Origin of the sequence: Halomonas denitrificans (assembly GCF_003056305.1) — a bacterium.
Lineage (GTDB): Bacteria > Pseudomonadota > Gammaproteobacteria > Pseudomonadales > Halomonadaceae > Halomonas > Halomonas denitrificans.
This window is the reverse complement of the sequence record NZ_PYVX01000002.1, coordinates 17423-31078: the sequence shown is the minus strand read 5'-3', so window position 1 is coordinate 31078 and position 13656 is coordinate 17423. Positions and strand designations below refer to the sequence as shown.

10 protein-coding genes are annotated in these 13656 nt (G+C 69.8%); 9 read left to right on the top strand and 1 reads right to left on the bottom strand.

Features of this window, described 5'->3' with window-relative positions; translation table 11 throughout:
* The first annotated feature begins 129 nt into the window (after positions 1-129).
* The 9 genes from C9F13_RS06280 to C9F13_RS06240 all read left to right on the top strand — a co-directional run bounded on the left by C9F13_RS06280 (position 130) and on the right by C9F13_RS06240 (position 13316).
* On the top strand, positions 130-3033 hold the full coding sequence (locus C9F13_RS06280) for a ribonucleoside-diphosphate reductase subunit alpha (RefSeq protein ID WP_108445389.1): 2904 nt from the start codon (positions 130-132) through the stop codon (positions 3031-3033).
* A gap of 85 nt (positions 3034-3118) precedes the next feature.
* A complete protein-coding gene (locus C9F13_RS06275) occupies positions 3119-4357 on the top strand; it encodes a ribonucleotide-diphosphate reductase subunit beta (RefSeq protein ID WP_108445388.1) in 1239 nt (412 codons plus the stop codon).
* 413 nt (positions 4358-4770) lie between these two features.
* Positions 4771-5091, top strand: coding sequence for a hypothetical protein (locus C9F13_RS06270; RefSeq protein WP_108445387.1), 321 nt, complete (start codon positions 4771-4773; stop codon positions 5089-5091).
* Between the two features lie 183 nt (positions 5092-5274).
* Complete coding sequence (locus tag C9F13_RS06265) at positions 5275-6966, top strand: sensor domain-containing diguanylate cyclase (RefSeq protein WP_108445386.1); 1692 nt, start codon at positions 5275-5277, stop codon at positions 6964-6966.
* Between the two features lie 59 nt (positions 6967-7025).
* Positions 7026-8054, top strand: a complete 1029-nt coding sequence (mgrA, locus tag C9F13_RS06260) for an L-glyceraldehyde 3-phosphate reductase (protein ID WP_108445385.1) — start codon at positions 7026-7028, stop codon at positions 8052-8054.
* 103 nt (positions 8055-8157) lie between these two features.
* A complete protein-coding gene (locus C9F13_RS06255) occupies positions 8158-9315 on the top strand; it encodes an efflux RND transporter periplasmic adaptor subunit (protein ID WP_108445384.1) in 1158 nt (385 codons plus the stop codon).
* Positions 9316-9322: 7 nt separating this feature from the next.
* A complete protein-coding gene (locus tag C9F13_RS06250; RefSeq protein ID WP_108445383.1) occupies positions 9323-12427 on the top strand; it encodes an efflux RND transporter permease subunit in 3105 nt (1034 codons plus the stop codon).
* A 4-nt stretch (positions 12428-12431) separates the two neighbouring features.
* Positions 12432-13091 carry a CerR family C-terminal domain-containing protein gene (locus tag C9F13_RS06245; RefSeq protein WP_108445382.1) on the top strand — a complete coding sequence of 220 codons (660 nt, stop codon included), beginning with the start codon at positions 12432-12434 and terminating at the stop codon, positions 13089-13091.
* 9 nt (positions 13092-13100) lie between these two features.
* Positions 13101-13316: a DUF3565 domain-containing protein gene (locus C9F13_RS06240; RefSeq protein ID WP_108445381.1), complete on the top strand. Its 216-nt coding sequence runs from the start codon at positions 13101-13103 to the stop codon at positions 13314-13316.
* Between the two features lie 76 nt (positions 13317-13392).
* On the opposite strand, the gene C9F13_RS06235 is transcribed toward C9F13_RS06240, so the two are convergent.
* Positions 13393-13572: a PLDc N-terminal domain-containing protein gene (locus tag C9F13_RS06235; RefSeq protein ID WP_108445380.1), complete on the bottom strand. Its 180-nt coding sequence runs from the start codon at positions 13570-13572 to the stop codon at positions 13393-13395.
* Between the last annotated feature and the right edge of the window lie 84 nt (positions 13573-13656).

Below are 13656 nucleotides of genomic sequence, written 5' to 3'. Positions count from 1 at the left end.
CACTATCTTGTGCCTCGATCCAGCACGAGCACTACATCATGTGCCGCTAACAATCACACCCACAGCTGTCAACCGTCGCCCGCACGGCGGCCTTCACCACACGTTTCACCGAGTCAGGGACCCGGCGCCATGGATACCAATGTCACACCGGACGAGTCGTCCGTTTCCGTCACCGCACCCAAGGCCCTGCGCGTCATCAAGCGCAACGGCGACGTCATGCCCTTCGATGCCGACAAGATCGCCGTGGCCATGAGCAAGGCCTTCATCGCCGTGGAGGGCGACAACGCCGCCGCCTCCTCCCGGGTCCGCGACTTCGTCCGCCAGTCCACCGAGGCGATCGAGCACGCCTTCGTGCGGCGCATGCCCGACGGCGGCACCCTGCACATCGAGGACATCCAGGACCAGGTCGAGCTGGCGCTGATGCGCGGCGGCGAGCAGAAGGTCGCCCGCGCCTACGTGCTCTACCGCGAGGAGCACGCCCGGGCCCGCGCGGCCGCCGGTGACGCTATCCAGAAGCCCCACCCGAGCCTCAACGTGACCCTGCCCGACGGCAGCACCCGTCCGCTGGACCTCGGCCGCATCGAGACCCTGGTCTATGAGGCCTGCTCGGACCTGCCCAACACCGAGCCGCAGAAGATCGTCGACGACTCGGTGCGCAACCTCTATGACGGCGTGAGCGCCGACGGCGTCTCCCAGGCGCTGACCATGACCGCGCGCACCCTGGTCGAGAAGGACCCGAGCTACACCTACGTCACCGCCCGCCTGCTGCAGGACAACATCCGCCGCGAGGCGCTCTCCTTCCTGGGCGTGGCCGAGGAGGCCACCTACAGCGACATGGCCGAGCTCTACGCGCCGGCCTTCAAGGCCTACATCGAGAAGGGCATCGAGTTCGAGCAGCTCGACGAGGCGCTGGCCGAGTTCGACCTCGACCGGCTGGGCGAGGCCCTCGACCACACCCGCGACAACGCCTTCACCTACCTGGGCCTGCAGACCCTCTACGACCGCTACTTCATCCACCGCGACGAGGTGCGCTACGAGCTGCCCCAGGTGATGTTCATGCGCGTCGCCATGGGCCTGGCACTCAACGAGGACGACCGCGAGGCGCGGGCCATCGAGTTCTACGAGCTGCTCTCCAGCTTCGACTACATGGCCTCCACGCCGACCCTGTTCAACGCCGGCACCCAGCGCAGCCAGCTCTCCAGCTGCTACCTGACCACCGTGCCCGACCACCTGGACGGCATCTACAGCGCCATCCGCGACAACGCCATGCTCTCCAAGTGGGCCGGCGGTCTCGGCAACGACTGGACGCCGGTGCGCGCCCTGGGCTCCTACATCAAGGGCACCAACGGCAAGTCCCAGGGCGTCGTGCCCTTCCTCAAGGTGGTCAACGACACCGCGGTGGCCGTCAACCAGGGCGGCAAGCGCAAGGGCGCCGTATGCGCCTACCTCGAGAGCTGGCACCTCGACGTCGAGGAGTTCCTGGAGCTGCGCAAGAACACCGGCGACGACCGCCGCCGCACCCACGACATGAACACCGCCAACTGGGTGCCGGACCTGTTCATGAAGCGCGTCTTCGACGACGAGGAGTGGACGCTCTTCTCGCCGGCCACCTGCCCGGACCTCCACGACCTGTACGGCGCCGCCTTCGAGCAGCGCTACCAGGAGTACGAGGAGATGACCCGCAACGGTCAGCTCAAGCTCTTCAAGCGGGTCAAGGCCAAGGACCTGTGGCGCAAGATGCTCTCGATGCTGTTCGAGACCGGCCACCCCTGGATCACCTTCAAGGATCCGTGCAACCTGCGTAGCCCCCAGCAGCACGCCGGCGTGGTGCACAGCTCCAACCTGTGCACCGAGATCACCCTGAACACCTCGGTCGACGAGATCGCGGTCTGCAACCTGGGCTCGGTCAACCTCGCCCAGCACATGACCGACGGCGAGCTCGACGGCGAGAAGCTCAAGAAGACCGTGCGCACCGCGGTGCGGATGCTCGATAACGTCATCGACATCAACTACTACGCGGTGCCCCAGGCGAAGCGCTCGAACCTCAAGCACCGCCCGGTGGGCCTCGGCATCATGGGCTTCCAGGACGCCCTCTACGCCCACGGCATCGCCTACGCCTCCGAGGCGGCCGTCGAGTTCGCCGACCGCTCCATGGAGCTGGTCAGCTACCACGCCATCGAGGCCTCCTCGGACCTCGCCGCCGAGCGCGGCCGCTACGAGAGCTACGAGGGCTCGCTGTGGAGCCAGGGCGTGCTGCCGATCGACTCCATCGAGAAACTGAAGCAGGAGCGCGGCGAGAAGTACATCGAGGTCGACACCTCCCAGACCCAGGACTGGGGACGGATCCGCGACAAGCTGGCCGAGCAGGGCATGCGCAACTCCAACGTCATGGCCATCGCCCCGACCGCGACCATCTCCAACATCTGCGGCGTGTCGCAGTCGATCGAGCCGACCTACCAGAACCTGTTCGTGAAATCGAACCTCTCCGGCGAGTTCACGGTGGTCAACTCCTACATGGTCAACGACCTCAAGGCGCGCGGCCTGTGGGACGAGGTGATGATCAACGACCTCAAGTACTACGACGGCAGCGTGCAGCCGATCGATCGCGTGCCGGCCGATCTCAAGGCCCGCTACGCCACCGCCTTCGAGGTCGAGCCCAAGTGGCTGGTCGAGGCCGCCTCGCGTCGCCAGAAGTGGATCGACCAGGCGCAGTCGCTGAACCTCTACATCCAGGGCGTCTCGGGCAAGAAGCTCGACGTGACCTACCGGATGGCCTGGTTCCGCGGCCTGAAGACCACCTACTACCTGCGCGCCCTGGGCGCCACCTCGGTGGAGAAGTCCACCGTGGAGCGCGGCACCCTCAACGCGGTGAGCAACGCCGCCCCGGACGCCGCCCCGGCTCCGGCGCCGAGCCCGCAGGCCAAGCCCGAGGCGCGCGGCGTCGAGGACTTCCTGTCCGGCAAGAGCGGCAGCGGCTCCCGGGCGCCCTCCGCGGGCGAGATCGACGAGCTGGGCTGCGAGGCCTGCCAGTAACGCCGCGGCGCCCGCGCCGATCCCCCTGACAAGCCCGGAAGGCCACGCCGGCCTTCCGGCCCCACGACACATCGAGGAACACGACATGCTGAACTGGGACGAGTTTCACGAAGACGATACCGCGGTCGCCGAACAGCCGGCCGCGGCCCAGCCCGCGCCGGCCCCGGCGCCCGAGCCCGCCCCGGCAGCCGTGGCGGAGAGCGCCGGCAGCTACCGCGCGGCCGACGAGGACCGCGTGGCCCGCGCCAAGCGCTCCCTGGAGGAGCTCGACGTGGCCGCCGGCCTCGAGGAGCTCGAGATGGGCGCGGCGCGCATCGAGGTCGACGACAAGCAGATGATCAACGCGCGCGCCGACCTCAACCAGCTGGTGCCCTTCAAGTACGAGTGGGCCTGGCAGAAGTACCTGGACGGCAGCGCCAACCACTGGATGCCCCAGGAAGTGAACATGAACGCCGACATCGCCCTGTGGAAGAGCGCCGAAGGCCTCACCGCGGACGAGCGGCGCATCGTCGAGCGCAGCCTGGGCTACTTCTCCACCGCGGACTCGCTGGTCGCCAACAACCTGGTGCTGGCCCTCTACCGCCTGATCACCAACCCCGAGTGCCGCCAGTACCTGCTGCGCCAGGCCTTCGAGGAGGCGATCCACACCCACGCCTACCAGTACTGCGTGGAGTCGCTGGGCATGGACGAAGGCGAAGTCTTCAACATGTACCGCGAGGTGCCCTCCGTCGCCGCCAAGTCGGCCTGGAGCCTCAAGCACACCCAGTCGCTGGCGCGCCCGGACTTCCAGACCGGCACCACGGAGACCGACCAGGAGCTGCTGCGCAACCTGATCGCCTTCTACTGCGTCACCGAGGGCATCTTCTTCTACTGCGGCTTCAGCCAGATCCTCTCCATGGGTCGGCGCAACAAGATGACCGGCGTCGCCGAGCAGTTCCAGTACATCCTGCGCGACGAGTCCATGCACCTGAACTTCGGCGTGGACATGATCAACCAGATCAAGATCGAGAACCCGCAGCTGTGGACGGCCGAGTTCCAGGACGAGGTGACCCAGATGATCCTCGAGGGCACCGAGCTCGAGATCGCCTACGCCCGCGACACCATGCCGCGCGGCGTGCTGGGCATGAACGCGGCGATCATGGAGGAGTACCTCCACTTCATCTGCAACCGTCGCCTGGCCCAGATCGGCCTGAAGGAGCAGTTCCCCGGCGCGAAGAACCCCTTCCCGTGGATGAGCGAGATCATCGACCTGCGCAAGGAGAAGAACTTCTTCGAGACCCGCGTCACCGAGTACCAGGTGGGCGGCGCGCTGAGCTGGGATTGATAGGAAGAATTTGGCCCTTGTACTAAACAAGGGCCAATAAAAAACGCCCGAAGCGGCAACTTCGGGCGTCTTGAGCGTCAGGGCGTGTGGCCACCCCTGAAGGCTCGGGTAGGCTAGCTACCAAAAGCGGAGAGATTGTCCTCTCTAGGTTAGCCAAGGTCAAGTTGGCCGCCTCATAGACAGAGGATATTAGCCATGGCTAAAACCGATTCTGGCAAAAAAAAGGTCCATGTGCCTGCGCACACAAGGACCGACCAAAACGGTAAAAAAGTCCGCGTTCCTGAGCATTACCGCTCGACTCCCAACTGACAGTTACAGGGGCTCCCCACCAGGGGATGCCCCTTTTTTCGAGCTATTAGAGCCTCTTGGTAGTTACATAATGCAGGGCCATAGCTCTTAAAGAGGGCAATCCAATGCATACAACTCAAGGCAATAGCATTCATCGAAACGCCAGAGCCTGGCAGACCGCCCTGGATCGCGCCCTGAGCGCCCATGACGGCGCCGATGCCCTGGCCCGCTATCCCCATCTCGCCAACGCCTTTCCTGCTCCCTCCCCCTCCCCCCGACAACATCCGCTGCTCGACTACCGGGAGCTCAAGGCCTGGGCGACCCGCCGCGGCTGGCAGGTGCGTCCGGCCCCGGAGCGGGCCACCGGGGAGGACCGGCTCCACCCGCCGGTGCGCTTCATTCGCCGGCCAACCGGTGCCGGTCGGCACTCGCACGGCCCCCGCTAGGAGCCTTCACCCCACACCGCCTTCGGCGCGGGACGCAGGCCCGCACCGAAGGCGGCAGCATGCTCGATCAAATGCCGAAGCGTTCGCCTGCCGGCTTGCCGGCGGCGCTTTTTCGTGGACATCCTCCACGGCTTGCGGCAGCGTGAATCGCCAGAGTCACATGAGCGAGAGGCGATTCACTGCATGATCTCACCTTCCTGGCGCGAGGAGGTCCTGACCCTGTCGCGGACCGTCCACCTGCACGTCGACCGCGAGCGGCGCATCCTCGAGGCGCTCGGCGACACCGTGTCGCTGCTCGGGGAGCCGCCGGAGGCCCTGGTCGGATGCCCGCTCGACGCCCTGCCCCCCGCGCGCACCCACCTGGCCACCACCCTGCTCGAGCAGCTCACCGCCCGCGCCCCCGGCCCGCGCCAGACCCGGGCCCTGGAGACCGAGTCCTGCGGCGTCTACCTGCTGACCGACGGCAGCGTCGCCCTGCGGCTGACGGCCGAGCCCCACGACGACGGGGGCGTGATCCAGCGCCTCGCCGACCGCCTGCCGGTGATGGTCGCCTACGTCGACCCGGCGGGCTGCTTTCGCCTCAACAACCAGGCCTACCTGGACTTCATCGGCCTCAGCCGCGAGGCGCTCTACGGCCGGCCGGTGTCGTCGGTGCTCGACGAGGCCTCCTTCGCCAAGGTGGCGCCGCGCTTCCGCCGCGCCCTGGCCGGCGAGGAGGTCAACTACGAGGATCGCCTGACGCTGGCAGACGGCCGCACCGCCTTCTTCAAGGTCCACTACGTGCCCGATTTCCTGGAGGACGAGGTGGTCGGGTTCTACGCCATCATCCAGGACATCTCCGAGTACGCGAGCATGATCCAGCTGCTGCGCGACGTGCACACGGGCATCAACCGCACCGATATCGGCACCCGGGAGATCATCGAGCAGCTGCTCCAGGACGCCCTGGCCTACCTCTCCCTGGAGATCGGCCTGGTCAGCCGCATCGAGGAGGAGCGCTACACCGTCTGGTGGGCCGCCTCCCGCGGCCCCGAGATCGCGCCGGGCACCACCTTTGCGCTGGGCGACACCTACTGCCGGCTGATGCTCGACGCGGCGGACGTCTTCCACACCGTCAGGGCGGGCGAGGATCCGCGCGTCAGCGGCCACCCTTGCTACCAGGCCTTCGGCCTGGAGAGCTACATCGGCATCCCGCTGCGCGTGAACGGCCGGGTCTGGGGCACCCTCAACTTCTCCAGCGCTGCCCCGCGCGGGCGAGCCTTCAGCGAGATCGAGGAGGAGCTGCTGCGGCTGATCGCCAACGCCGCGGAGCGCGTCATCACCCACGAGGTCGAGTTCGAGCGGGTACGCCGCGAGCGCGACCGCATGGCCGACCGGGCGATGACCGACCATCTCACCGGCCTGCCCAACCGCTCTGCCCTGGAGCGCCACATCGAGCGGCTGATGCAGGCGCGCGACGCCGGTGCCTCGCCCTTCTCCCTGGCGGTGCTCGATGTCGACCACTTCAAGGCGATCAACGACACCCACGGCCACGACGTCGGCGACCGCGTGCTGCGCTGGCTCGGCGCGCGGATGGCCGAGTGCCTGCGCGACGGCGACCTCGTGGCGCGCAGCGGCGGCGAGGAGTTCGTGATCGTGATGCCGGGCGCCAGCGAAGACGCGGCCCGGGAGATCGTCGAGCGCGTGCGGACCCACGTGCGCCAGGGGCGGGTGCCCCTCGATGACGGGCAGACGCTCGGCGTGACCGTCAGCGGCGGCATCGGCGAGCACCAGCCGGGGGAGCCCTACCCCGGCCTCTTCCGGCGCGCCGACGCCGCCCTCTACGCCGCCAAGCGCGCCGGACGCGACCGCACGCACCTCGCCGCCTGCCCGGCGTGACGCCCATGGCCCCGCCCGTTCCCCGAACGGGCGCAACGATCATTCACCAGGAGATCCCCATGCCCTACACCCCCGCGGACGAGCGCTACGAGCGCATGCCCTACCACCGCTGCGGACGCAGCGGCCTGAAGCTGCCGGCCCTGTCGCTGGGGCTGTGGCAGAACTTCGGCGAGACCGCGAGCCTCGACAATGCCCGGGCGATCTGCCGCACCGCCTTCGATCACGGCATCACCCACTTCGACCTGGCCAACAACTACGGCCCGCCGCCGGGCAGCGCCGAGACGCTGTTCGGGCGCATCCTCGCCAGCGACTTCGCCGGCTACCGCGACGAGCTGGTGATCTCCACCAAGGCCGGCTACCGCATGCACCCCGGGCCCTACGGCGAGTGGGGCAGCCGCAAGTACCTGCTCTCGAGCCTCGATCGCAGCCTCGAGCGGCTGGGCATCGACTTCGTCGACATCTTCTACTCCCACCGCTTCGACCCCGAGACCCCGCTGGAGGAGACCATGGGTGCGCTGGACCAGGCGGTGCGCCAGGGCAAGGCGCTCTATGCCGGCATCTCCTCCTACAATGCCCAGCGCACCCGTGAGGCGGTCGAGATCCTGCGCTCGCTGGGCACCCCCTGCCTGATCCACCAGCCCAGCTACTCGCTGGTCAACCGCTGGATCGAGAACGACGGCCTGCTCGACACCCTCGATGATCTTGGCATGGGCTCGATCGTCTTCTCGCCGCTGGCCCAGGGCCTGCTGACCGACAAGTACCTGGACGGCATCCCCGAGGACAGCCGCCGGGTGCGGGGCAAGGCGCTCAACGATGACCACCTCTCGCCGGAGAACCTCGAACGGGTGCGGGCGCTCAACGAGATCGCCCGGCGGCGCGGCCAGACCCTCGCCCAGATGGCCATCGCCTGGACGCTGCGCGACGGCCGGGTGACCTCGGCGCTGATCGGCGCCAGCCGGCCCGAGCAGGTGATCGACAGCGTGGGCGCCCTCTCGGGGCCGGCCTTCAGCGACGAGGAGCTCGCCGAGATCGACCGCTACGCGGTGGAGGGCGGCGTCAACATCTGGGCGGCCTCCTCGGCGCACTGAGCCGCCGGCGCCGGGCGCCGTTGCGATTTAATCAGCTGATTAATACACTGCGGCTTGGCCTCGGGCGTGCCCGATGCCCATCGCTTGCCGTCGAGGAATGCCCATGCCGCTCCCCCGCCGCCTGTCGGCCCTCTGCGTGCTGCTGGCCGGCCTCTCGTGGCTCGTCACCGGCTGCTCGCCGGAGGCCGGCCCGCCCGCCGAGCCGCCGCCCATCGTGGTCGACAGCCACGTCATCGAGGCGGGCAACGGCGCCGCCATCACCCGCCTCTCGGGCCGGATCACGGCCGCCGAGCGCACCGCGCTGAGCTTCGAGATCCCCGGCGAGCTCGACCGGCTGCCCCTGGAGGTCGGCGAGCGCTTCGCCGCCGGCGAGGTGCTCGCCGAGCTCGACGCCGCCCGCTATCGCCTGGTGGCCGACCAGCGCCGCGCCGAGCGGCAGGAGGCCGAGGCAGTGCTGCGCGAGAAGCGCGAGGACTACCGCCGCCAGGCCAGCCTCGCCGACAAGGGCTATGTCAGCCAGACGCGCCTAGACGCCGCCCGGGCCGCCCTGGGCACCGCCGAGTCCCGCCTGGCCTCGGCCCGGGCCGCCCTGGCGCTTGCCGAACGCGACCTGACGCTGACCCGCCTCGCGGCCCCCTTCGACGGCTCGGTGAGCCGGCGCCGGGCCGAGCCCGCCGAGCGGGTCGCCGCCGGCCAGCCGGTGCTCGAGGTGATCTCCGACCGGGAGGGCTTCGAGGTCGAGACCAGCGTGCCCGAGACGCTGGTCGACGCCCTGGCGCCGGGCTCGACCCACCGCGTGCTCCTGCCCGCCCTGGGCAACGCCGAGAGCGCGGCCACCCTGCGCCACCTCGGCACCCAGCCCCGCTCCTCCAACGACTACCCGGTGATCCTCGGCGTGGACGCGCCGCCTCCCGGCCTGCGCTCGGGCATGACCGCCCGGGTCGAGCTATCGCTGGACCCGCGCGCGACCGAGGGCGACGGGGCCCTGCCGGTGCCGATGACCGCCCTGGGGTTCGATCGCGAAGGCGATGGCGAGGAGAGCGGCGAGGGCGACGGCCTCCGCCACGCCCATGTGCTGCGCATCACCGCGGAGGGGATCCTCGAGCGCGTCGCGGTGGAGGTGGTCAGCCTGGGCGAGGGCCGGGCCAGCGTGCGCGGCGCACTGGCCCCGGGCGAGCGCATCGTGGCCCGCGGCGTGGAGTTCGTGCGCCCCGGCCAGACCGTGAGCCTGCTCGGCCACGGCCCCGAGCGCTACCACTGAGGCCGCCATGAACCTGAGCCAGCTCGCCCTGACGCGCCGCCCGGTCCTCTACCTGGCCACCCTGGTGGCCATGCTCTACGGCCTCTACAGCTACGCCACCCTGCCGGCCCGGGAGGATCCCGAGATCACCGTGCGCGAGGCCGTGGTCACCACCGACTTCCCCGGCCTGCCGGCCGCCCAGGTGGAGGAGAACATCACCAAGCCGCTGGAGGAGAGCATCCGCGCCATCGGCGAGGTGGAGCGGATCCGCTCCACCTCGATGCGCGGCCGCTCGATCCTCCACGTGGAGATCCAGGACCGCTACTTCGACCTGGAGCAGATCTGGGACGAGGTGCGCCAGAAGGTCGAGGCGGCGAGGCCCCACCTGCCCGCCGGCACCCGGGACCCGGTGCTCAACGACGACTTCGGCGACGTCGCCGTGGTCACCGCGGCGCTCACCGCCGACGACTTCCCCCAGGCCGAGCAGCAGGAGATCGCCGAGCACATCCGCACCCGCCTCTACGGGGTCGCCGGCATCAAGCGGGTCGAGCTGCTGGGCGTGCAGGAGCAGCGCATCTTCATCGACATCGCCGAGGCGCGCCTCGCCGAGCTCGGCCTCTCCCCCGGGGATCTGGCCGGCCAGATCCAGCGCCGCAACATCTTCCCGCCCGGCGGCATCCTCGAGGCCGGCGAGCAGCGCCTGGCGCTGGAGGTCAGCGGCGAGTTCCCAAGCCTCGAGGCGCTGGGCGACACCGAGCTGCGCCTGCCCGACGGCGGCACCCTGCGCCTGCGCGACCTGGGCGAGATCAGCCGCGGCTACGAGGATCCCCCGGACCGGCCCGCCTACTTCAACGGCCGGCCGGCGATCGTCTTCGCCGTCTCGATGCTCGAGGGCGAGAGCGTGCTGGACGTCGGCCGCGCCATCAAGGCGCGCCTGGACGAGATCCGCCCCACCCTGCCGGCCGGCTACCGGCTCGACATCATGACCTTCCAGCCCGAGCAGGTGGCCAACGCCGTCTACGGGGTGACCTCCAGCGTCATGCAGACGCTGGCCATCGTGCTGGGGGTGGTGATCCTCTTCCTGGGCCTGCGCACCGGGCTGATCGTCGGCTCGATCATCCCCGCGGTGATGCTGGTGACCCTGGCCATCATGGGGCTCGCCGAGCTGACCCTGCAGCGGGCGAGCCTCGCCACCCTGGTGATCGCCCTGGGCCTGCTGGTCGACAACGCCATCGTCGTCGCCGAGGACTTCAAGACCCGCCTGGAGGCCGGCAGCGACCGCGACGCGGCGATCCGCGAGACCGGCGCCGAGCTCGCCCTGCCGCTGCTCTCCTCGAGCCTGACCACCATCCTGGTGTTCCTGCCGCTGATGCTCGCCGAGCACGCCTCCGGCGAGTACACCCGCTCGATCTCCATCGTCATCGCCATCACCCTGCTCACCTCCTGGTTCCTGTCGATGACGGTCACCCCGGCGCTCTGCCACCGCTTCCTCAAGGCGCCCTCGGCCGAGCGGCCGGCCACGGCCGAGCCAGATGGAGCGGCCCGGCTCTCCGACCGCGCCTTCGGCTGGGTCGCCCGGCGCTACGGCCGCTGGCTCGCCGGGGTGCTCCACCACCGGGGGCTGTTCCTGGCCGCCATGGCCCTGCTGCTGGTCGTCGGGGTGGCGATGATGCAGGGGGTGCCCAAGAAGTTCTTCCCCGACTCCGACCGCAACCAGGTGCTGGTGACCATCGACTTCCCCTCGGACATCGCCGAGACCCTCACCGGCCGGCGCGTCCAGGCGCTGAGCGACGCGCTGCTCGAGGCCCCGGCGCTCGCCGGCGACGTCACCGGCGTGGCCGCCTACGCCGGTTTCGGCGGGCCGCGCTTCGTGCTCTCGCTCACGCCGCTGGACCCGGCGCCCAACAAGGGCTTCCTGGTGCTCAACGTCGCCGACCGCGAGCGGGTCGAGGCGGTGATCCGGGCGACCCGCACCTTCCTCGCCACCCGCCACCCGGACCTCTCGCCCCAGGTCACGCGGATGTTCCTCGGCCCCTCCGACAGCACCCTGCTCAAGGTGCAGGTCAAGGGGCCGGACCGGGAGGTGCTGTTCGCCGCCGCCGAGCGGGCCGAGGCGATCCTGCGCGACCTGGACGGCGCCCGGGACGTGCGCCAGAGCTGGGAGGCGCGGATTCCGTCGCTGACCATCGAGGTCGACCAGGCCCGGGCGCGCAGCGCGGGCATCAGCTCCGAGGACATCGCCCGCTCGCTCACCGGCGCCATCGACGGCTACCGCCTCAGCCACTACCGCGAGGGCGACGACATCATCCCGGTGGTGATGCGCTACGCCGACGCCCAGCGCGAGAGCGTCGAGCGGCTGAAGTCGCTGATCGTCTATCCGCTGGGCACCCCCGGGGCGGGCGTGCCCCTCAACCAGGTGGCCGAGGTGCGCCTCGACAGCGGCTACTACCGCATCGACCGCGAGAACCTGGTGCGCACCATCACGGTCGAGGGGCGCAACCGCCACTACACCGCCGAGGACATGGTGCCGCGCTTCGAGCCGGCGCTGCGCGAGCTGGAGGCCACGCTGCCCCCGGGGCACTGGATCGAGTTCGACGGCGTGGTGGCGGAGTCCCGGGAGGGGCAGGCCGCCCTGCAGGCCAACCTGCCGCTGTGCCTCGGGCTGATCTTCATCCTGCTGGTGGGGCAGTTCAACTCCTTCAAGCGCCCACTGGTGATCGTCGCCACCATCCCGCTGGTGATCGTCGGCGTGGCGCTGGGCCTGCTGGCCACCCGCGCCAACTTCGGCTTCATGGTGCTGCTCGGCATCTACAGCCTGGCCGGCATCATCATCAACAACGCCATCGTGCTGATCGACCGCATCGACATCGAGCGCGCCGACCCCGCGCTCTCCGGGCGCGACGCCGTGATCAAGGCCTCGGCCCGGCGCCTGCGGCCGATCCTGATGTCGGCGATCACCACCATCCTGGGCTTTTTGCCGCTGATCCTCGGCCGCGACCCGCTGTTCTACGGCATGGCCGCGGCCATGGCCTTCGGCCTGGGGATCGGCACCGTGATGAGCCTGGGCGTGGTGCCGGTGCTCTACACCCTGTTCTTCGGCATCGACACCCGCGCCCCGGCGGGGAGGAGCTGACGCCATGGTGCTCCGTTCCGCGTCCCTCGATACCCGCGAGCGGCTGATCCAGGCCGCCATCCGGCTGTTCGGCGAATACGGCTTCGAGGCCACCACCACCCGCGAGCTGGCCGAGGCGGCGGAGGCCAACATCGGCTCCATCGCCTACCACTTCGGCCACAAGCGCGGGCTCTATCTCGCCGCGGCGCGCCATATCGCCGAGCAGCTGAGGACGCGGCTGGCGCTCGACGTGCCGGCGCCCGCCGGTGAGCGCGACGCTGCCCTGGCCGCGCTGCGCGCCGTCACCCGGCGCATGGTGCGCACCTTCACCGAGGACGAGGAGTGCCGCCGGTGGCTGCTGCTGGTGATGCGCGAACAGGTGCATCCCGGCGAGGCCTTCGAGATCCTCCAGGCCGAGGCCTTCGGCCTGGTCCAGGCGACCCTGGGCGGCCTGATCGCCCGGCTCACCGACCGGGCGGTCGACGATCGCCGGGTGATCCTCGAGACCCACACCCTGATCGGCCAGATCGTCTTCTTCCTGATCGGCCGCGAGCCGCTGCTGCGCCGCCTGGGGATCGCGGCCTTCGACGCGGCGACCCTCGCCGACATCGAGGCGGTGATCGAAGGGCACCTCGCGCGCTATGCGGCGCCGGACGACGACCCGGCGTCACCCCGCACGACCTGAGGAGGGCCCATGCAACAGCCGATCGTCGGCTACCACCGCGACGAGGAGGGCCACTGGGTGGCCGAGCTCGCCTGCGGCCACTGCCAGCACGTCCGCCACAACCCGCCCTGGGTCGAGCGCCCCTGGGTGCTCAGCGAGGCGGGCCGACGCTCGCGGCTCGGCCTGACGCTCGGGTGCGTGAAGTGCGACCGGGGCGAGCCCCGCGACATCCCGCCGGTACCGTGAGCGCGAGGCCCCCAGACGAGGTCGGGCCACCCGCAGGTGACCCGAATCGATGGCGGCGGAATCGCGGCTGGCGTCGCTACCCCTTGGGGCCGAACAGCAGCCAGACGATCAGCCCGACCAGCGGGAAGACCAGCAGCGCCAGGATCCAGAGCAGCTTGGCGAGCCCCCCGGCCGAACTCTGGGCCACCTTGACGATGGCCCAGATCACGATGATCAGCCAGATGAGGCCCAGCAGGCCGCCGACTTCAATACCCATGATGACGTCTCCTTGTCCGTGGCCCTTCGGCGAAGGGCGCTCTAGGGAAGGTCCCTCTCAGGGGTAGCACAGCGGGCGAGACAC